The sequence below is a fragment of the Salinigranum salinum genome (assembly GCF_009176545.1).
Taxonomy (GTDB): domain Archaea; phylum Halobacteriota; class Halobacteria; order Halobacteriales; family Haloferacaceae; genus Salinigranum; species Salinigranum salinum.
Genome location: NZ_VTOJ01000001.1, coordinates 1,004,625 through 1,024,169, shown reverse-complemented (window position 1 = coordinate 1,024,169; position 19,545 = coordinate 1,004,625). Strand labels below are relative to the sequence as shown.

The following is a 19,545-nucleotide window of genomic DNA, read 5'->3' as shown; positions in this document are numbered from 1 at the left end:
AACAATTATGCACGTCGCTGCAGAACGGTTCAGCGACCTCTCATGCGAGACGACAGACTCCAGGACCGGCACGTCGTCGTGACCGGCGGAGCACAGGGAATCGGTCGCGGGATCGCAACACGAGTCGCGGAGGCGGGTGCCGACGTCACAGTCTTCGATGTCGACACGGAGACCGCAGCCGAGACGGCCGCGCTCGTCGAGGACCACGGCAGCACCGCGCAGGTAGTCGAGGTTGACGTGAGCGACGGCGACGATGTCGCCGCGGGCGTCGAGCGCGCGATCGACGGGCTCGGGCCGATCCACGGACTCGTCAACAACGCCGGGATCCAGCGGTCGATCCCGATCCTCGAACTCTCCGAGGAGGAGTGGGACGCCCACATGGCGGTCAACGCAAAGGGCGTGTTCTTCTGCTGTCGTGAGGTGGGCTCTCACATGGTCGAGGCGGGGATCGAGGGGAGTATCGTCAACATCGCCTCCACGGGGGCGACACGGCCGTTCCCGGGACAGGGGGTCTACGCGACGACGAAGGCCGGCGTCGTCGGCTTCACCATCGTGCTCGCGAAGGAACTGGGCGAACACGGGATTACAGCGAACTGCATCAACCCCGGCACCGTCGACACACCGATGGTCCAGCAGTGGCTCGAGGAGAACGCCGAACGCGCCGGGGTCGCAGAGGAGGACCTCCTCGAAGACGCGCTCGACCTGCACGTGCTCGACCGCATGGGCCAGCCACGCGAGATCGGACACGTCGCGACGCTGTTGCTCTCCGACGAGGGCGAGTGGATCACCGGCGAGGCGATCAACGTCGACGGGGGCTACACGAAGATGTGACGGCCGAAGAACAAAGACGTGAGGAGGGCGACAGAGGACGTGAGGACGGTGAGGCCGGAGAGACCGGCTATCTCTGTCTCCCGCTCAGGGGAAGCTGTCGGTCGTGCTCGACCCGTCGATCAGCGTGTGGCCCGTTCCGCGTTCTTCGACGAAGTCCCAGTCGATTTCCACGCCCATCCCCGGGCCGTCGGGCACCGGAACGCAGCCGTCGGAGCCGACGGATTCGACCGAGCCGACGTACCCCTGGTCGTTGTACCACTCGAAGCCGACCTCCGGATGGAGGAGTCCGTGCTCGAAGTAGTGGGCGTTCCGCAGTGTCGAGGCCAACTGGAGGTGCTCCGGTCCACCGACGTGCGGTTCGACGTCCATCCCCGCGGTCTCGACCGTGTGACAGATCTTCTGTGCGCTCGTCAGGCCGCCGCCGAGGTGGGCGTCGACGCGGACCATCTCGAGCGCGTCGTTCACGAGGTGGTTGAACGCACCGAACGGTTCTGTGCGTGACTGCTCGATGCCGAGGATGGGCGTCTCGATCTCGTCAGCGAGTCGGCGCATCGCGTAGATGCTGTCTCCGGTGTCCCGCAGCGGGTCCTCGTACCAGAGGAACCCCAGTTCGTCGAGGACTTTCCCGACGCGAACGGCATCGTGGAAACTGCCGTAACAGCTCGAGGGGTCGAGCATGAGCTCCATCTCGTCGCCGACGCGGTCGGCAACGGCCCGGCAGATCTCGATGTCCGCCGCCGGCTCCCCATGGGGGTGGATCTTGAATGCCGGATACCCCCGGTCGAGACACTCCTCGGCGAAGTCGGCGTATCGCGCGGGCGTGTCACGCTCGGGGTTGCCGGAGAGCGTCGACGCGTACGCAGGGACGCGGTCGCGGACCCGTCCGCCGAGGAGCGTCGAGACGCTTTCGTCGTAGTGCTTGCCGGCCAGGTCCCACAACGCGTTGTCGATCGCGCCGAGCGCGTTGTGGTCGGTGTGACGCAACTGCCGGCGGAGGTCGTTCCAGATTGCCTGCCGCTGGAGTGGGTCGCGGCCGACGAGGAAGTGTGCGGCGACCGCTTTGATCTGCGCGACGCCGACAGCGGTCCACATGTGTGCGCGGTAGTGGCCCTCGAGGCCGGTGTCAGACCGGACGGTCAACACGTAGCCCGGCGGCTCGATTCGCCCACCCGGGACGTAGACGATCTCTCCGTCGGGTCGCGGGCTGACGTCTTCGATCTCGTACGTGAACTCGTGGATCTCTACTTCTTCGATTTTCATGATGTGCTCCAGATTCCCTGCCCGTCACGATGCCGTGACAGAGCGGTGGTAGTGGTTCGACCACCGAGTGCATAAATGGTACCCGCGTCGTGGACTGACGAGTGGAGCGGCCGGTGCCGTCCGCCAGGGCCTAGACGTGCGCAGTGAACAGGGGGTCGTGGTACTCGCCGGGGTACATCCCGATGTGCGCTCGCGACGACCCGTCCCAGTCTCCGTCCGCGGGCACGCGCGTCTCGTCGTAGCTGTCCGACAGCCGAACGCCGTCACCGAACAAAGATTGAAGAGCCAGCCAGTCGAGAGTGTCACCGATGGTACTCGATACGCACACCCACGCCTGGGGACCGCCGACGCCCGACCACCCGTGGACGAACGGCCCCCTCGTCGAGAACTTCGCCAGTCACTTTTCGACTGACATCGTCTACACGGCCGACAAACTGCTGGCCGACATGGACGAGGCGGGCATCGACGAAGGTGTCGTCGTCGGCTACCCCATCACCGACTGGACGGACAACTGGTACACGGTGAAGGCGGCCGAGGAGAACGAGCGGCTCTACGCCGTCTCGATGCTCGACCAGTTCGTCGACGACGCCGACGAGACGCTCCGCGAGCTCATGTCCCACGACCGGATGCTGGGCTTCCGGCTGGGGGCGGTCTGTCCCTACGACGAGATGTGGGAGCGGTTCGACTACGAGCAGACGTGGCTGCGGGACGCGATCGACGAGACCGATTTCTGGGACGCCGCACGCGAGACCGACGCCCTCGTCCAGATCATGGCTCACACGAGCCAGCTCGACCAGGCGCTGGAACTCGTCGAGGCGTACCCCGACCTGGCCTACGCGTTCGACCACTACGCCCACGCCGACGCCGCGGACGACCCCGCCGACAGCTACCCAGGGTTCGAGCCGCTCGCCGAACACGACCGCGTCGCGGTCAAGATCTCGGAGGTGGCCCACACTTCCAACGAGGAGTACCCCTACGCGGACACGTTCGACCACCTGCAGTGGCTCCTCGAGACGTTCGGCGCCGAGCGCGTCGTCTGGGGGTCCGACTTCCCCAACGTCAGCCACCCCGAGTTCGGCGGGATGACCTACGAGGAGACGCTGTCGTGGCTCGACGAGGTTCCGTTTCTCTCGGACCGCGACCGGCGGTACCTCACCGGGGACGCGTTCAGGGATCTGGTCGGTCTCTGAGACGCACAGGTCGGTCTCAGTGGTCCTCGGACCGGTCGGCGAACGATCGTATACGCGTGGCCGGCGAACGAGACGAGTCCGCCTCGGCCCGCCCTACGAGGCCGGGCGTCTGTGGGCCTCTGAAACCGCCGGCACCCACGGTGTGCCACGGACGACGACGCGACGGACTACTGCCGGGAGCGATCGGTCACGGGCGACGGGTCCCCGATTCGTGGGGGGTGTAGGCGGTCCGCCAGTCGACCCGTCTGAGGACCTCGCGGGCGTTCTCCACGAGCGGCCACGAGTGGAACCCACCGGGAGTCAACTCCGGCTGGGCGAACACCCAGGCCGACCCGAACATGGGAGCGATCGGCCGGACGATGCGCGAGGGGTCGCCGATGGCCATCAGGCCGTACGGGACGACGTCGGCCTCGTTCAGGCGGAGGTGCGCCCGGAGCGTCTCCAGTGCCTCGTCCATGTCGCGGTCGACACCCACAATCTTCGCGAAGTCGGCGCCGCGGTCCGTCGCCCGTTCGGCGATGCCCAGCGCGTCCTCGGGAGTGAGGTGTGTGTACGTGTGCGCCGAGAGCATCACGTCACCGCCAGCGTCGTGGACGCGGTCGACGACCTCTCGTTGTCGGGCGACCGCGTCCGCGTCGTCCGTGATCTGGGCGGGTTCGGCGTCGGGGTCGGCGGCGTGGGCGGTGATGGCCGCCTCGGTGAACGCCTCGGGCCCGCCCGTGGGGTCGAACGTGTCGAGCTCGAAGTCGGCCCCGTCGAAGCCGGCCTCGACCGCGTCGACGAGCGCCTCGGTGCGCTGGTCGTCGGTCAACTCGACCGGCACGTCGGCACCGAGCAGGTCGTAGAAGTGCTCGCGGCGACACGTCGCGTACATCGGAGCGGCCGTCGACGTGGTGAGCCGCTCGACGTCCTCGCGGTCGGGAAACGAGACCAGTGGCAGGTGTACCTCGAACGCCCGGGCGCCGTCGTACTCCGCCTGTTTGATCGTCGCGACCGTCTCCTCGATGGTCGTCTCGGCGAGACTGGTGACGATGAACGGTTGTTCGAGGTCGGAGAGACGCACGGTTAGGCCTCCGTGCGCCGCACCGCGCCGGAGCCAGTACGGGTCAGCGGACAGCGGTCAGTGTGTGGGGCCGATGCGAACGTCACGGAACTCGGTTGTCACGGGGTCGTGTTAACAGTTTGTGCCGGGCCGGGAGTCAGTGAGGCACTCGCTACCGAGAGTCAGCTCTCGTGTGTCTGGTGCTGGGGGTCGAGACTCCGCAGTCGGGCGTCCGGGGCCCGGTCCGGAGCCGGGGACGTGGACTCCGCTACATCGACTCCCGACCGCCTGTGACGTAGGGAGCCGGCCCGACCGTCGCCCTGATCTCGGTGGGTTCGTGTCGTTCGACGCGTCGTTTGTTCGAGTCGTCCCCCCAGACGAACGTCACCTCCGTTCCCGGGTCGCTGTACTCGGGGTCGATGGTCCCGAGCGATAGCATCTCGCGCTCATAGTAGAGGTAGCCGGGATACTTCGACACCCCAACGGTCTCACCGTCCTTCTCCACCCTGTCGTAGTGGGTTTTCGACCACGTGTTCGCCGTGTCGGGGAGGTCGATGAGCTTCTTCGTCTCGCCGTCGTGGAAGAGCGAGGCGTAGACGTCGATCACGTCCGCCTCGTTCCAGACGAAGGTGACACGCTCCCTGTGTGGGTCGTCCATCATTGCCTCGAGCGCCGCCCTGCCGACGAACTCGTGATCGAACCGCACGAGGTGACCCTGGCCGCGCTCCATCGGCGTCATGTAGTAGTCGCGGATGTCGTCGGAGACGAAACTCCCGCCGATGGAGAACCGCGCCTCGGTGCCGTCGGCGTCCAGCCACTCCCGGTACCCCCTCATCTCCTCGCTGTGGTAGATCGCCGGGACGGGACCGACGAGCCATCCGGAGCCGATCTTGCCGGTCTTGTACGCTTTCGACCCCAGTTGTCGGATGTCGTACACCTCGCCAGCCGCGAGGATGTCGTCCAGCACCGCGTCGTGGTGCTCGTACGGGCCGAAGATCTCCAACCCCGGCATCGCCGCCATGCCGTGGGCCAGTGCGTAGGCCTCGTGGCCGTCGATCTCGACGACATCCATCCCGAAGAACGGGATGTCCGGGAGAGGGCCGTCGACCACCTCGGCCATCACGTCGAGAGCGTCCGGCCCCTGGACCTGAAAGCGGTACCTGGGTGGTGTGGCGCCCTCCATGTACGGCCCGTACGGCGTCTCCGTCTCGACGTCGTAGTCCATCGTCTCGGCGGTGTAGCGGATCCAGTTGTTCGCCCAGACCGACCCGACGGAGGAGAAGTCGTTCTCGCCCAGGTGGAACAGGATCTGGTCACCGATTATGTAGCCGTCCGGATTACACAAAAGGAGATTGATCGCCCGTGGTGGCTCCTCGGTGCGGATTTTCTCGAAACTGTTGACCGCGATCCGCTCGAGGAACGCGACCGCGTCGGGACCACGGACGAAACACGGCTCCATGTGGAACGACTGGTCGACGACGGCGCACGTCTCACGGACGGCCCGCTGTTCTTCGATCCAGTTGGTGTACTCCGCCGGGAAGACGTACTGGTTGAACGAGAGGTCCGTGTTCCGGAGCATCTCGACGGTGCTGTCGACTGAGTCGAGTAACTCGGCTAAATTGTCAGGCATCGATTCACGTTCAGATGCCCGAGCCAAATAGTTTCTGTCGCCCCGGCCGTAGCCGGTGACACCGCGTCGCGCTCTCACGGGCGGCCAACACCAGAGAAGCCATCGCGGGCTCGACGCGGCAGAGGCCCGGAGTGGTCACAGTTGCCCGTGTCACGAGCGACCTGAGCGGGTGTCCGGTCGGTCGCCAGGTTCGTCACAAACTATTTGCAAGTTCGCAGAGAGTCTCTAGCGCCATGGAAATTACAGACGTCAGACTGTACACCGTTGCGGAGGGGACACAGGGACAGCGCGGGGCCGACGCGGGGGAGTCGCAGTACTGGGGTGGGGGCTGGCAGACCGACGCGCTCATCGCGAACCCCATGTCGATCTACGAGGAGTACCGCGACTCGCGCACGTCGTGGATGGGGCCGGGACAGGACCCGTTCGTCGTCGAACTGGAGACAGACGAGGGCGACGTCGGGTTCTGCGCGAACTACGGCGGCGGACGCTACGCGTGTGACGTCATCGACACCCACTACCGCCGCTTCCTCGAGGGCGCGAATCCGTTCGACGTCGAGCGGATCTGGGAGCAGATGTACCGGTCACAACTACCCTACGGCCAGCGCGGTATCTCGATGATGGCTATCAGCGGTGTCGACCTCGCGCTGTACGACCTCATCGGGAAGATCACCGACCAGCCCGTCTATAACCTCTTCGGCGGCCGCTCGATGGACGAGATTCCCTGCTACGTGACGACTCACATGGACGTGATGGAGCACATGGCCGGAGAGGGCTTCTTCGGTGTCAAACTCGCCGCCCCGTGGGGCCCCGCCGACGGCAAGGCCGGCCTCCGGAAGACCGAGGAGATGGTTGCTGAGACCCAGGCGCTGTTCGGCGAGGATACGGACGTGATGATCGACGCCTACATGGCGTGGGACAAGGAGTTCACGGTCCGCGTCGCCGAACGGCTCCGTCCGTACGACGTGAAGTGGATCGAGGACCCGCTGCACCCCGGTGCTGTCACCGAGTACCGCGACATCCGCCACGACATCCACCCCATCCAGATGGCGGTCGGCAATCTCGAGTTCGGCTACAAGGCCTACCACCAGTTACTCGACGCAGGGGCGGGCGACATCATCCAGCCCGAACTGCAGTGGTGTGGCGGTCTCACGGAGGCACACCGCATCGCAGAGATGTGCAAGGGCCACGGCCTCCCCATCTGCCCCCACGGTGCGAGCGTGTACAACTACCACTTCGTGATGGCCCACACAAACGCGCCGTACGCCGAGTATCTGACCGTCGCGGACGGCACCGAGGTCCGCCCCATCTTCGACGCCATCGAGGGGGAACCACTCCCGGAGGACGGCAGCATCGACCTCGGCGACGACCCGGGCTTCGGCGTCGAACTGAACCACGACATCCTCAAACCGTTCGGATCGGCGGACTGACACGGCCTGTTGGCACCGTGTACCGGTCGTCGTCATCACGCTCAGTTCCCAACGAGGAACATACGAACCCGCAAGTTGCCTCCGTGGGTCGGTAGTCTGTACCCACAGCGTGAGGAAATCCCGGCGTTCACGCCGGGGAGGATATCATACGTGTTCGGACACCTGTCCCAGTGCGCGTTCGGTGTACTGTTCGAGGAGCTGTGCACGGAACTCGCTCGAGGCCCGATCGTTGTCCATCAGGGTCGCCGACCCGAGATCGTCAGTCGCGTGTTCGGCGGCCGTCGCGATGGTATCCGACGAGAGCGTCTCGCCCGTCAGCGCCTCCTCGACAGCCCCGAGACGGACCGCGTGATCCGTCGCACCCGTGACTGCCAGACGAGCGTTCTCGACCGTGTCGTCGGCCGTCTCGACGGCTGCGGCGACACCGACGATGGGATACCCCGAGGACGGACTCGGTCGCTTGACGTACGCACTGGTCGTGTTCGCGGCGTCGGTCGGGACTTCGATTCCCGTGAGGAGTTCTCCCTCCGCGAGATCGGTCTCGAAGATCCCCTGGAAGAACTCCTCGGCCGCGATCGATCGCGAGCCGTCGGGGCCTCGGACGGTGATCGTCGCATCCGCGGCGAGGACGCTGGCAGTCATGTCGGACGCCGGATCGGCGTGCGCGAGGTTACCGCCGATAGTGCCCGCGTTGCGGACCTGGACGTCACCGACTTCGGCGGCAGCTTCGGCGACGACCGGACAGTCGCGTCGGAGCTCCGCGGAACCCTCGATGGCCGCGTAGCTGGTGAGCGCACCGATCTCGATCGTGCCGTCGGTGGTATCGATGCCGCGTGCGTCGTCGAGCCGGCTGATATCGACGACGACATCGGGGCTCGCCAGCCCGGTTTTCATCGTCGGGAGGAGGCTGTGGCCGCCGGCGAGGAGCACCGTCTCGGCCGCCGAGTGTTCGGCGAGCAGGTCGATCGCGTCGTCGACGCTCTCGGCGCGCCTGTAGATGAACCCGTCGGGAAACATTACGATCCCCCCTGCTCGCCGTTGGCAGCACGCCAGACGCGCTCGGCGGTGAGCGGCATCTCGATGTGGTCGACGCCGAACGGCTGGAGCGCGTCGGTCACCGCGTTGACGACGGCCTGTGGCGTGCCGATCGCGCCCGATTCACCCTTGCCCTTCACGCCGAGCGGGTTCGAGGGCGAGGGCGTCTCGGTGTGGTCGAGAGTCAGTTCGGGCAGCTGGTGGGCTCTCGCCAGCGCGTAGTCCTGGTACGAGGCGGTCGTCAGGTTCCCGCTGTCGTCGTACCGGATTCCCTCGTAGAGGGCCGCACTGATGCCGGCGACGGCGCCACCGTGTTCCTGCCCTTCGACGATCTTGGGATTGATCCGAACGCCGCAGTCGTCGACGCCGGCGTAGTTCTCGAACTCGATCTCGCCGGTGTCGGGATCGACCTCCACGACGACGATGTGGGTCCCGTGGGCCCAAGTGATGTTCGGTGGATTGAACCCGGTCGTCGCTTCGAGGCCCGGCTCCATCTCCTCCGGGAGGTTGTGACCGAGATACGCCTGTGCGGCCACCTCGGCAATGGCAATCGATCGGTCGGGGGCTCCAGCGACCCGGAATTCGCCGTCGGTGAAGTCGATGTCCTCATCGGCGGCTTCGAGCTGGTGAGCGGCGATCCGGCGGGCCTTCTCCCGGACCTTCTCGGCGCTCCGGTACACCGCGTTTCCACCCATGACGGCGTTTCGACTCCCCGAGGTGCCGGCTCCCTGCGGCGAGGTCCGCGTGTCGGTCCCCTCGAGGACCGTGATGTCGTCGAAATCGACGTCGAGCGTATCGGCAACGATCTGGGCGATGGCTGTCTTGGTCCCTGTTCCGGGGCTCGCCGTGCCGACGTTCACCGTCACCTCGCCGGTTTCGTGCATGCGGACGCCACCGTTCTCCCAGAAGCTCGTCCGAGCCGTCGCGTCCTCCTCGGTCATCCGGAGCGCTGCGCTGTAAAACGAGGGCGCGAATCCGCCCGGTTCGACGAACGACGAGATGCCGATCCCGAGGTACCGTCCCTCGTCGCGCAGTTCAGCCTGGCGCTCACGGAGCCGTTCGTAGTCGGCCAGCACCATGGCGCGGTCGAGCGCCTGCTCGTACGTCCCGCTGTCGTAGACGGCCCCAACGGCCGTCTCGTAGGGGAACTCGTCCTCCGGAATGAAGTTCTTTCGCCGGAGCTCCGCCGGATCCATGCCGATCTCGCGAGCGGCGAGCGTCACCAGGCGCTCGATGGTGAACGACGCCGGTGCCCGCCCGACGCCCCGGTACGCCGAGGCAGGGGTCGCGTTGGTGAACACGCCTCTCCCACGATAGTACAGCGCAGGGATGGTGTACTGGCCCGAGATCATCGGGCCGAACACGGCGGTCGGACCGGTCGTCCCCTTCGTCGAGAGCGACGCCCCGAGTCCACACACTGCGGACACCTTCGCGCCACGTATCGTTCCGTCCTCGTCGACGCCGATCTCACAGTCGATTTCGAGGCCGCGACCGTGTTCGTCGGCCTGGAAGGACTCGGTTCTGTTGGCGACGTACTTCACGGGCCGTTCGAGTTGCATCGCACAGAACGCCGTGAGGTTCTCCTCCGGATGGATCATCGACTTCGAGGCGAAGCTCCCGCCGATGTTCGGCGTGATCACGCGTACTTTTCGCTGCGGGTGGTCGAGGACGTCGGACATGACCGTCTGGTGGAGGAACGGGTTCTGCGTCGGCATCCGGATCGTCACGTCGTCCGTCGCGCTGTCGTAGTCGGCCACCATGCCGCGCGGCTCGATCGCGCTCGGCGCGAGGCGCTGATAGGAGTAACTCAACTCCACCCTGTGGTCCGCCTCGTTCAGCGCGTTCTCGGTGGCCTCCTGGTCGCCGTCCTCGTACTCGAAGCAGAGGTTGTCCGGGGCGTCCTCGTGAAGAGTCGGAGCCGCCTCGTCCATCGCGGCAAGCGGGTCGGTGACGACGTCGAGTCGGGTGTACTCCACGTCGATCCGGTCTGCCGCCCGGTGGGCGACGTATCTGTCCTCGGCGACGACCAGTGCGACGGGCTTGCCCTGATGGCGGACCCGCTCCTTCGCGAGGATGGGGTGGTGGGGCTCCACCATGTCGGGAACCCGGTACACTGGCGGAATGTGACCGGGAACGCCCGCGGCCTCCAGATCCTCAGCGGTGTACACCGCGACCACCTCGTCCATCGCCTCGGCCGCTGTGGTGTCGATCTCGTCGATCCTCGCGTGGGCGAACTGGCTCCGGTGGATGGCCATGTGGAGCATTCCCCGTTCGGTGATGTCGTCGACGAACGTCGCCGTTCCTTTCAGGAGTGCAGGATCCTCCAGCCGATCGACCGGATCGCCGATTCTACCTTCACCTGAGCGGTCACCGGGCCGGAGTTCACTCGACATCACAGCCCCCGTCCGTCGCGGTATTGAGCTTCCGGGCGGTCTCCTCGACGGCGTCGATGATGTTCTGATAGCCAGTGCACCGACAGAGGTTGCCCTCCAGCGCGTGCCGGATCTCCTCGCGGTCCGGGTCGGGGTTGTCCTCAAGGAGTTCCAGGGACGTCATCATCATGCCCGGTGTGCAGTAGCCACACTGCAGGCCGTGTTCCGTTTTGAAGCTCTCCTGAATCGGGTGGAGCTCGCTGCCGTCTGCGAGCCCCTCGACCGTCTGAATCTCCCGACCGTCGCTTTGGACCGCGAGCATCGTGCAGGATTTCATCGCTTTTCCATCGACGTGGACGGTACAGGCCCCGCAGAGGCTCGTCTCGCACCCGATGTTGGTTCCCGTGTAGCCGAGATCCTCCCGCAGAACGTGTACTAATAGTCGCTCCGGACTGACGGTCACCTCGTGATCCTCACCGTTGACGGTGAGTGAAATCGTGTGTGTCATACTCTTTCATGCAACTCCCGAAAGAAGGTTACGGCCACCGATATTCAATGTTTGGGGGCTCCGACTCCCGTCGAGGACCGGGCCGGGCGTCCCGATGATTTTTGACCCGACTGATCGAATGGGCGTTCATGGGTGTTCGAGCAGAGATCAACGAGGCGTTCCCAGAGTTAGCCGAGATCGAAGACGACCAGCTACGGAGGGGCGTGGTCGACGCCTGGGCGGTTGCCTTGGAGGAGAACGGTGAGCCGACGCTCTCGTCCGTTTCGTGGCTTGGGCCATATCAGTCGAAACTCGGCCTCTCAGACGAGTTGCTGGTCGATCACATTCGGGACGTTACCGCCGCCGCGGTTGGGATTGCGGAGGCGTTCGTCAGCCGCCGGGGGATGGACATCGACCTCGATACAGTCGTCGCGGGTACGCTCGTTCACGACGTCAGTCAGCTCGGTGAGTGCGATGGGGAGCAGTGGACACGGCTCGGCACGTTGCTCGGTCACCCCTACTACGGGGTCTACCTGACTCGGACAGCGGGACTGCCGGTGGAGATCCAGCACATCGTGCTGTCGCACACGGACGTCACCGACGTCGAGCCGGCGACGCTCGAGGCGGACATCGTCAAACGGGCCGATGCCGCGACGGCGAACGCGATCCGGTCGCGCGCGTACGACGACCTTCGGGAGGTCCCCGCCCCGGACCGTTTCTCCTGACTAGTCCATGCCGACGTGCTGTCTGAACGATCGGTCCGTGATCCACTCCAGATCCGACTGGGACAGCTCGTCGACGTGGTTGAGCCAGGTCAGCGTCTCCAGGTACGTGGCGTCGTTGCTCTCGTTCGGCCAGTCGGACCCCCACGCGATCCGCTCTCGCCCGAACTGGTCGAGCAGCCAGAGCACGTGGTCGTGTTTGTCCGAGTAGGGATACTCCTCGTCCGAGAGTGTCACCACACCCGACAGCTTCACCAGGACGTTGTCGTGTGCCGCGAGGGTCGCGAGCTGTTCGAAGGGTTCCGCACCCGGCCGGACGTCCCCCCGGATGTACGAGTGGTGGTCGATCACGTACGTGAGTTCCGGATACGTCTCGATGAACTCGACAACCTGATCGAGCTGTGGCGGGAGCGTCCAGATGTGGACAGCCGCATCGAGAGCCTCGGCGGCCGCCCAGAACTCCGTTTCGTCGATGGCGTCGAGCAGCCAGTCGACGGTGGGATCGAACCGTTGCCACATCCGGTCGTACGGACAGCCAGCCCCGAGCCGGATGCCGATGATCCCCTCGGCGCTCATCACGTCTTCGAGTTGATCGACGGCGTCGTCGGCGAACTGGTCGATCATCACGACCCCCGTGAGCCGATCGTACTCCTCGGCCACCTTCACCGTGTACCAGTTGTCCGTCCACGGACAGATGGGATATCCGACCACCACGGCGTCCTCGACGACGAGTCGGTCCATGTCGGCCAGTAGTTTCTCTCCCGTGTAGACGAGGTCGACGGTGAAATCCTGCAGGAAATCGCCGCTCGCGTACTCGTCCGACCCCCCGACGATCTGCGAGTTCGTCCACGGGTGCGCTTCGCTCGGCGGTCCCCAGCAGTGTGCATGGGTGTCGATGACCATGATTGACCTGGTGGTGCGGACTGTTATCAACGTTTATGCTGATCCGTGGTGCACCGCCGTCGGGACCGACGGTGATTCCGCCGATGGTGTCCGTAGGTTGTCGATCAGTACCGTTCTCTACCGGAGTGGTCAGCGAGGGACCAGAAACTAGCCACAGCAGCCGTCCTCAGTACCAGGTCGCACCCGAGTCGAGGTTGATGTCTTGGGCGGTCACGTGGCGTCCGTGGTCACTGGCGAGAAACGCCACCAGCCCCGCGACCTCCTCGGGTTCCTGTACTTCGTCGATGGCACAGTCGTCGAGGACGAGTTCCTGCAACGCCTCCTCGAAGCTCACCCCCATCTCCTCGGCATGTCGCTCGAAGACTCGTCGAAGCCGCTCGGTCCGAACCGTGCCGGGGCAGATGGTGTTGACCGTGATGCCGTACTCGCCGAGTTCGAACGCGAGCGTCCGCGTGAGACCGATGAGGGCGATTTTCGTGGCAGCGTACGGCGTTCGACTGGGGAGCGGTCGCTTGCCCGTTATCGATGAGATGTTGACAATCGTCCCGCAGTCGCTCTGTTTGAGGGACGGAACTGCGTGTTTGATCGACAGGAACGCTCCCGTGAGGTTGACGTCGAGCGTTCGTTTCCATTCGTCCGTTGGCACCTGCTCGACCGGTGCCGTTGGCCCCGCGACCGCAGCATTGTTCACCAGGACGTCGAGCCCGCCGAACTCCTCGACCGTCGCCTCGATCGCACTGGAGACGCTGCGTTCATCGGACACGTCGGTTTCGACCGCGAGTGCGGCATCCTCTCCGAGTTCGGCGGCGACGTCGTAGATCGCGTCGCTTCGAGCCGCGATGACGGCGTTACCACCCCCCTCGACCACCCGTTCTGCGATCGACCGACCGATTCCGCGGCTCGCACCTGTAACGAACGCCGTCGTTTCGTCGAACATCGGAGCGAATTCGGAGTGCACGCAGATTACCTTTGGGATGGGCAGGAATCCGTGGGAGACACGCCACGCATGGGGTGAAACCCCGTGGCCGATGTCGACAGACACCGGGCAGTCGATCTGGCTGGTGACGACGACACGGGCGTGGGTGCCGTCTCGTGATCGGTATCGTCGAGTCGAGACCACCGACGAAAAATTCGAGCATCTATGGCAGAACGTTCCGGGTCGCCTCACGGGTCGGCCAGCGGGATCGTGGCTCGAAGCCATCGCTGTCCGACCACGAGTCTCCGATCGGCAGCCATAATATGAGAACGTATTCGAGAACGGGAAATTTTGAAAGAACATCAAATATCATATAATTTTAGTGGTGTTGCGAGAGCCATGGCGACACGCCCCGAGATCGGAGGTGATGTCGGTTATCGGGAGTCAAGCGTGCTTCGTTCTGGCCAGAGACTGATCCAGTCTGTCGACAGAGTTTCGCGAGACGGAGAGAGCAGTGTCGAGCAGGGATCACGGAGCGATATCGCATACAAAATACGAGGGTAGTCCTGCTCAGAATGCACGATCGTCCCGGATCAATCACTTAATCAATCAGTATCAGTGATATGGTAAATATGGAGTTTCGAGTGCGATCGTCACTCGAACTCACCGCTGGATATCCGCGGACGAGTTCATCGCGCTGAGTCCTCCAGCGTGGATGTCACTAGCTGGTCTCGGTCAGTCGCGACGGAGTCGTGCCAGACGCTGTCGCCATCAACTTCTGTTCCACTGAGTGATCAAACACGGTGAGCAGCCCAGCCACCATCAACGTAGATGTCCGCACCGTGGATGTAACTGGCCTCCTCGCTCGCGAGAAACGTGACCACCGACGCGACCTCTTCGGGTTCGCCAAGTTCTGGGAGAAGCGTCTGTTCGCGACTCACCTGGATGCTCTCCTCTGTTTGGTAGTCCTGTATTGGCGTTTTGATATATCCTGGGGATACACAGTTGACGTTCACGCTGTCCGCGCCGAGTTCGGTGGCGAGGTCTCGGGTCAGGTTGACCTGGCCAGCGTTGGCCGCTGCGTACGCCGGACCTGAACCGCCTTCGGTGGCGTTGACCGAAGCGATGTTCACGATATGTCCTTCGGATGCTTTGAGGTAGGGGATGGCGAACTTGCAGCAGAAGAACGTCCCGTCGAGGTCGACCCCGATCATCCTCCGCCAGTCCTCGATAGACGTCGACTGAGAGTCGCCCGCTACGGAGATGCCGGCGTTGTTGACCAACACGTCGATGCCGTCGTACATGTCGACGGTTTCGTCGATCAGATTCCGCACGGTATCTGGATCCGACACATCCGTCGAGACGAACGTCGCGTCACCGTCCGTCTCCGTCTTGATGTACTCCTCGGTGGGAACAGATACATCAGCATCGTGATATTTTCCCTGTTTGGGTTCGTTGCTCCGTGACGCACAGACGACGTTCGCTCCCTCGCGGCCGAACTGTTGGGCGATTCTTCGACCGATCCCACTGGATGCACCGGTGACGATCACGGTCCGATCCGCATGGCGCGTTCTACTCATGAGGTTCGTGGGCAACAGATGGGTGGCTGTCTGTTAAACGTTCGCACGAGCCGTTTTCGGGTCTCCCGACAGCTGGTGTCGTGGAGGTTCTCCTGGCGTGAGTGAGGGATGTGCGGTGAGTCAGTCGACACGATTCCGGTCGATGAGGCTGGTCAAACCAGCAGACGCTATCGTTGAGTGTCCGGTCCGCGGGCGAAAACGCACGCCCTCCCGAGGAACGACGCGAGCACATCCGGCTCAGTAAATCGTCTTCAATCGGATTACGTTAGCCTTGTCCTGGAGGAGTTCGAGGTATTCGGAGATCCGGGACGCGTCGAACCGATTGACCGGAGCGGTCAGACCGATCGCACCGAGGACCTCGCCGTCGCTGACGAGAATGGGCACGTCTAGCCCGCGGATCCCCTTCCGACGTTCCTCGTTCTCGACCGCGTACCCCCGGTCTCGGATCGTAGCGAGTTCCTCGCGAAGGGCTGTCGGATCCGTGATCGTGTTTGGCGTTGCCCGAGGCAACTCGCTCGATTCGATGATCTCGTCGCGACGCTCTTCAGGGAGGTTCGCCAAGATGCACTTTCCGAGTCCCGTCCAGTGCATCTCCGTCGATTCGCCGACCGGGACGTTGTCGCTGATCGCGTTCTTTCCGTCTCGGATGGCGATCATGACGCGCTTCCCGTTCTCTTCGACCCCGAGACCGACACGCTCGCCGGTCTGGAGAGCGAGTTCCGTCATGACGTGCCGAGAGGCGTGGAATAGCTCGTATCGCTGGCGGACGTGACCGCCATATTCGAGGAATTTGAGGCTATTGTAGTAGTGTCGCCCTTCCTTGACGACGAAACCGCCACCCTCGAGCGTCTTCAAGTACACGTGGGCGGTACTCGTCGGGAGATCGAGGGCGTGCGACAGTTCCGTCAGCGTCAGTGGTTGCTGTTCCTGAAGTGTCCGAAAGATCTCGAATGCGCGTTCGAGAGACTGTATCGAATTGCCTGTCGCCTGCTCACCAGCCATGGGACGTGACTGTGGAGGAGATATATAAATGTGGCTCTCCGATGCGCAGTGTATCTAACTATTGTGGAAAACGAAATTTAGATTCGCTATTATTGGATTAGAGTTCTTTAGTTTTTCTAATATCGGAATATTGGTTTTGAGTTTTGTCCTTCATGGATTATCGTTGATCTGCTACCTACGAACGGATCCCATGTCGTGAGGCGACATACCACATAAAATTACAGACGTACTCGTGTAATGATTTTGCTCGAACACTCCGGTTCCTGATCGAAGGGAGGCCTCGTGTGACAGGGCTGGGCCACAGTCTCATCGAAAGACCGTCGAGAATCGACACCACACACCGATCGGAGTCGCGGTCCTCCTCCTCTAATGAGGGATAATACCACCCCTGATTCCAGTCACCGTGGAATTATCTCGAACAGAGGACTCTTAATTCCGCTATCGTTGGAACAGCCCCGACAATGGCGGAAACAGATCCCGAATAACCGATCCGGCCAGATTCTCTCGGAGTCGTCGAACCGAACGCCAGCGGCGGCCACGAATCCGTGTGGTCCACCACTGAACCGAGGTTCGTGGACGGATCCGATTCCAGCCCCATCGCACCGCCGGCTCCCTCGCCCAGGGCGTGTGTCCTCCTCACTCTGTTCTCCGTCACGACTGTGTCGAGGTGAACGAGCCCGCGCCGTCCTACTCGGGTCGATAGATCGCGGTTTCCCGACCAGTCTCCCGACCATAGGTCTCGAGAAGCGACCTGAGGTAACCGATGGTGAAGGCACGGCCGCGCTCTTTCCACCCCCCGTGCCCCTCGACGTCGAGATCCGACCGGTCGTCGTGGTCGAGATACTGCCCGTCACCAGTCAGTTTCGGTACATGACCCGGGATGATCATCCCGGAGAAACCCACCTCGTCGAGTTTCGCGACTATCTCGTACGGGTCGTAGTAGCCGTCTTGATCGATGAAGACTTCGTTGAAATCCGGCAGGGGGTTCGATATCGTTTGGAAGTGGACGTACCCGAGCTTGTCGCGCTCGCCGAAGTACTCGATTACCTCGGGGAGGTCTGCCCCCATCGCGGACCAGTTCCCCAGGCAGAACTGAAGGACGTGATTGTCGCTGGGGACGAGTTCCATCGCTCGTTTGAAACTCTCGAAGCTCCGGAGGATGCGCGGAATGCCACCCAGCGACTCGACCGGCGGGTCGTCGGGGTGGATAGCCAGCTTCACGCCAGCCTCCTCCGCAACGGGCAGCACTTGCTCGAGAAACCGCTCGTAGTTCGCCCACATCTCATCCTCCGTGTACTCTCGGTCGTGCGTGTCGGGTGCCTGCTCGAGGTCGGCCATGTTCGTCGCGCTCGTCTCAGCGCCACCTCGGAGACGGTGCGTCGTCGAACTCCGCCAGACCCCATTGGGCATCCAGTTGTAACCCATGTAGGGAATACCCGCCCGTCCAACTGCGCGGACGGTGTTCTTGAGGTGTTCGAGTTGTTCTTCCTGTCGTGGGCCACCCAGCATCGCGTCGTCGTAGAACGAGTATGGGAAGTTCTCGAGAGCAACCAAGCGCAGTCCGGCGTCCTCGATTCGGTTTCGCAGTTGTACGAGGTTCTGGAAGGACCACTCCTGTTGCCCGGTCAGCGGCAGGTTCGGATAGCCAGCCTCCGGGGCGCCCCAGAGGTTTAGGAGGATGTCGTCGACCCCGATCTGTTTGATGAACTCGAGCCGGTCGGGATCGGGATCCATGAACGTGCCGAGCCCCGCCCGCATTGGCAGTTCGTCGACGTTGCTGGGTAGACCGTTCTGGCGATTACCACCGGTCATGCCGGAGCTATTCTTCGACAAGCGATTAAAACATTTGGGAATACCAGTTCGGTGTTCGATGGGCAGCAATCGGACACGTCGAGGCGAACTGCCACCCGTGGACGAGTACAGCACAGATGCAGACACGGGGTGCAAAAATCATAAGTAGCGGCTTCGATGATTAGATGGTATTATGGCCGCAATCACGATCGAAAAGCTATCGAAGCATTTCCCTGACGGCGGAGAAACGGTTGTGGCCGTCGACGAACTGGACCTCGAGATCGACGACGGTGATTTCGTCGTCTTCGTCGGGCCGAGCGGTTGCGGTAAGACGACGACCCTGCGGTGTATCGCCGGCCTCGAAACGGTGACCGATGGAGACATACATCTGGCAGGTGAGCGAGTAACGGACACCCCGCCGGAGGACCGTGATATCGCCATGGTGTTCCAGTCGTACGCGCTGTACCCGCACATGACCGTCCGGGAGAACATGGGATTCGGCCTGAAATACGCGACCGACCACGGTGCCGACTACATCGAAGAACGCATTCAGAAGGCTGCAGGGATGATGGGAATCGGGGAGTTGCTCGATCGAAAACCGGCAGACCTATCCGGTGGGCAACAACAGCGCGTCGCGCTGGGCCGTGCGATCGTCCGCGATCCCAAGGCGTTCCTGATGGACGAACCTCTCAGTAACCTCGACGCCAAACTGCGAGCGGAGATGCGGACCTATCTTCAGGAACTCCAAGAAGAGCTCGGAACGACGACCGTCTACGTTACCCACGACCAGACCGAGGCGATGACGATGGGAGACAAGATCGCGATCCTGAAAGACGGTCGCCTCCAGCAGTTCGGGACGCCGGCGGAGTGTTACCACGAGCCTTCGAACACCTTCGTGGCCGAGTTCCTCGGGGAGCCCTCCGTGAACCTCATCGAGATGGAACTGGACGATGGCCGTATCACGTCTGCCTACTTCGAGTGTGAGACTGACTCGTCGCTGACCACGGCTGGCGGTCACGGCGAGGTGATCGTGGGAATCCGACCCGAAGCGGTCGAGCTCTCCGATGGCGACCCATCCGCTCCCACCGAGTTCCACGCAGAGGTGAACGTCGTCGAACACCTCGGTCGGGAGAGCAACGTCCACGTCACCGTTTCGGGAACCAGTGACGAACTGACAGCGATCGTCGAGGGGCGGCCAGCGTTCACGGGTGGGGAACAGGTAACGGTCCGAATATCGGAAGCGGCCATCCATCTATTCGACGCCCGGACTGGCGACGTACTCCGAAACGCGACTGCCGACGGCACGGACAAGATCCACCGGACCCCCCAGCAAGCGGATTCGTAAGCTGCTCGGCTA

16 protein-coding genes are annotated in these 19,545 nt (G+C 63.4%); 5 read left to right on the top strand and 11 right to left on the bottom strand.

Translation table 11 applies throughout. The features are described 5' to 3' along the window. Positions 1-42: 42 nt before the first annotated feature. Positions 43-831, top strand: coding sequence for an SDR family NAD(P)-dependent oxidoreductase (locus tag FZP69_RS04825; RefSeq protein WP_152040215.1), 789 nt, complete (start codon positions 43-45; stop codon positions 829-831). A gap of 84 nt (positions 832-915) precedes the next feature. On the opposite strand, the gene FZP69_RS04820 is transcribed toward FZP69_RS04825, so the two are convergent. Beyond that, the gene (locus tag FZP69_RS04820; protein WP_152040214.1) at positions 916-2,091 is read right to left on the bottom strand and encodes an enolase C-terminal domain-like protein; all 1,176 of its coding nucleotides are present in this window, start codon (positions 2,089-2,091) and stop codon (positions 916-918) included. 308 nt (positions 2,092-2,399) lie between these two features. On the opposite strand from FZP69_RS04820, the gene FZP69_RS04815 reads away from it, so the two are divergent. Next, the gene (locus tag FZP69_RS04815) at positions 2,400-3,281 is read left to right on the top strand and encodes an amidohydrolase family protein (RefSeq protein WP_152040213.1); all 882 of its coding nucleotides are present in this window, start codon (positions 2,400-2,402) and stop codon (positions 3,279-3,281) included. 187 nt (positions 3,282-3,468) lie between these two features. On the opposite strand, the gene FZP69_RS04810 is transcribed toward FZP69_RS04815, so the two are convergent. Further along, positions 3,469-4,344, bottom strand: a complete 876-nt coding sequence (locus tag FZP69_RS04810; RefSeq protein WP_192918468.1) for a type I 3-dehydroquinate dehydratase — start codon at positions 4,342-4,344, stop codon at positions 3,469-3,471. A 247-nt stretch (positions 4,345-4,591) separates the two neighbouring features. Further along, a complete protein-coding gene (locus tag FZP69_RS04805) occupies positions 4,592-5,953 on the bottom strand; it encodes an aminomethyl transferase family protein (protein ID WP_152040211.1) in 1,362 nt (453 codons plus the stop codon). 233 nt (positions 5,954-6,186) lie between these two features. Here FZP69_RS04805 and FZP69_RS04800 point away from each other — a divergent pair, with 233 nt between their 5' ends. Continuing rightward, positions 6,187-7,380, top strand: a complete 1,194-nt coding sequence (locus FZP69_RS04800) for an enolase C-terminal domain-like protein (protein ID WP_152040210.1) — start codon at positions 6,187-6,189, stop codon at positions 7,378-7,380. Positions 7,381-7,524: 144 nt separating this feature from the next. Here the strand turns inward: FZP69_RS04800 and FZP69_RS04795 are convergent, their stop codons facing one another. From FZP69_RS04795 to FZP69_RS04785, 3 genes are read right to left on the bottom strand one after another with little or no spacing between them, the layout of a single operon-like run. Continuing rightward, positions 7,525-8,397: an FAD binding domain-containing protein gene (locus tag FZP69_RS04795; protein ID WP_152040209.1), complete on the bottom strand. Its 873-nt coding sequence runs from the start codon at positions 8,395-8,397 to the stop codon at positions 7,525-7,527. Beyond that, a complete protein-coding gene (locus FZP69_RS04790; protein WP_152040208.1) occupies positions 8,397-10,808 on the bottom strand; it encodes a xanthine dehydrogenase family protein molybdopterin-binding subunit in 2,412 nt (803 codons plus the stop codon). Before FZP69_RS04790 ends, FZP69_RS04795 begins: the two co-directional genes overlap by 1 nt. Further along, a complete protein-coding gene (locus tag FZP69_RS04785; protein ID WP_152040207.1) occupies positions 10,798-11,295 on the bottom strand; it encodes a (2Fe-2S)-binding protein in 498 nt (165 codons plus the stop codon). The genes FZP69_RS04790 and FZP69_RS04785 overlap by 11 nt, the downstream gene beginning before the upstream one ends. A 128-nt stretch (positions 11,296-11,423) precedes the next feature. Between FZP69_RS04785 and FZP69_RS04780 the strand changes: the two genes are divergently transcribed. After that, complete coding sequence (locus tag FZP69_RS04780) at positions 11,424-11,999, top strand: HD domain-containing protein (protein WP_152040206.1); 576 nt, start codon at positions 11,424-11,426, stop codon at positions 11,997-11,999. Here FZP69_RS04780 and FZP69_RS04775 read toward each other — a convergent pair whose 3' ends face one another. The 5 genes from FZP69_RS04775 to FZP69_RS04755 form a co-directional block, all read right to left on the bottom strand. Then, on the bottom strand, positions 12,000-12,899 hold the full coding sequence (locus FZP69_RS04775; RefSeq protein ID WP_152040205.1) for an amidohydrolase family protein: 900 nt from the start codon (positions 12,897-12,899) through the stop codon (positions 12,000-12,002). A gap of 166 nt (positions 12,900-13,065) precedes the next feature. After that, positions 13,066-13,836: an SDR family NAD(P)-dependent oxidoreductase gene (locus tag FZP69_RS04770; RefSeq protein WP_152040204.1), complete on the bottom strand. Its 771-nt coding sequence runs from the start codon at positions 13,834-13,836 to the stop codon at positions 13,066-13,068. A 773-nt stretch (positions 13,837-14,609) separates the two neighbouring features. Further along, positions 14,610-15,395 carry an SDR family NAD(P)-dependent oxidoreductase gene (locus FZP69_RS04765; RefSeq protein ID WP_449329021.1) on the bottom strand — a complete coding sequence of 262 codons (786 nt, stop codon included), beginning with the start codon at positions 15,393-15,395 and terminating at the stop codon, positions 14,610-14,612. Between the two features lie 237 nt (positions 15,396-15,632). Beyond that, positions 15,633-16,397, bottom strand: coding sequence for an IclR family transcriptional regulator (locus tag FZP69_RS04760; protein WP_152040202.1), 765 nt, complete (start codon positions 16,395-16,397; stop codon positions 15,633-15,635). Between the two features lie 687 nt (positions 16,398-17,084). Continuing rightward, complete coding sequence (locus tag FZP69_RS04755) at positions 17,085-18,209, bottom strand: mannonate dehydratase (RefSeq protein WP_204959908.1); 1,125 nt, start codon at positions 18,207-18,209, stop codon at positions 17,085-17,087. A 172-nt stretch (positions 18,210-18,381) separates the two neighbouring features. Here FZP69_RS04755 and FZP69_RS04750 point away from each other — a divergent pair, with 172 nt between their 5' ends. Next, positions 18,382-19,533, top strand: a complete 1,152-nt coding sequence (locus FZP69_RS04750) for an ABC transporter ATP-binding protein (protein ID WP_152040201.1) — start codon at positions 18,382-18,384, stop codon at positions 19,531-19,533. The last annotated feature ends 12 nt before the right edge of the window (positions 19,534-19,545 follow it).

What these genes read in the sequence shown, in the direction of transcription:
- FZP69_RS04805 (WP_152040211.1), bottom strand. Translation starts at nt 5,953, where the DNA reads ATGCCTGACAATTTAGCCGAGTTACTCGACTCAGTCGACAGCACCGTC.
- FZP69_RS04760 (WP_152040202.1), bottom strand. Translation starts at nt 16,397, where the DNA reads ATGGCTGGTGAGCAGGCGACAGGCAATTCGATACAGTCTCTCGAACGC.
- FZP69_RS04815 (WP_152040213.1), top strand. Translation starts at nt 2,400, where the DNA reads ATGGTACTCGATACGCACACCCACGCCTGGGGACCGCCGACGCCCGAC.
- FZP69_RS04825 (WP_152040215.1), top strand. Translation starts at nt 43, where the DNA reads ATGCGAGACGACAGACTCCAGGACCGGCACGTCGTCGTGACCGGCGGA.
- FZP69_RS04755 (WP_204959908.1), bottom strand. Translation starts at nt 18,209, where the DNA reads ATGACCGGTGGTAATCGCCAGAACGGTCTACCCAGCAACGTCGACGAA.
- FZP69_RS04785 (WP_152040207.1), bottom strand. Translation starts at nt 11,295, where the DNA reads ATGACACACACGATTTCACTCACCGTCAACGGTGAGGATCACGAGGTG.
- FZP69_RS04800 (WP_152040210.1), top strand. Translation starts at nt 6,187, where the DNA reads ATGGAAATTACAGACGTCAGACTGTACACCGTTGCGGAGGGGACACAG.
- FZP69_RS04775 (WP_152040205.1), bottom strand. Translation starts at nt 12,899, where the DNA reads ATGGTCATCGACACCCATGCACACTGCTGGGGACCGCCGAGCGAAGCG.
- FZP69_RS04790 (WP_152040208.1), bottom strand. Translation starts at nt 10,808, where the DNA reads ATGTCGAGTGAACTCCGGCCCGGTGACCGCTCAGGTGAAGGTAGAATC.
- FZP69_RS04750 (WP_152040201.1), top strand. Translation starts at nt 18,382, where the DNA reads ATGGCCGCAATCACGATCGAAAAGCTATCGAAGCATTTCCCTGACGGC.
- FZP69_RS04765 (WP_449329021.1), bottom strand. Translation starts at nt 15,395, where the DNA reads ATGAGTAGAACGCGCCATGCGGATCGGACCGTGATCGTCACCGGTGCA.
- FZP69_RS04770 (WP_152040204.1), bottom strand. Translation starts at nt 13,836, where the DNA reads ATGTTCGACGAAACGACGGCGTTCGTTACAGGTGCGAGCCGCGGAATC.
- FZP69_RS04795 (WP_152040209.1), bottom strand. Translation starts at nt 8,397, where the DNA reads ATGTTTCCCGACGGGTTCATCTACAGGCGCGCCGAGAGCGTCGACGAC.
- FZP69_RS04820 (WP_152040214.1), bottom strand. Translation starts at nt 2,091, where the DNA reads ATGAAAATCGAAGAAGTAGAGATCCACGAGTTCACGTACGAGATCGAA.
- FZP69_RS04780 (WP_152040206.1), top strand. Translation starts at nt 11,424, where the DNA reads ATGGGTGTTCGAGCAGAGATCAACGAGGCGTTCCCAGAGTTAGCCGAG.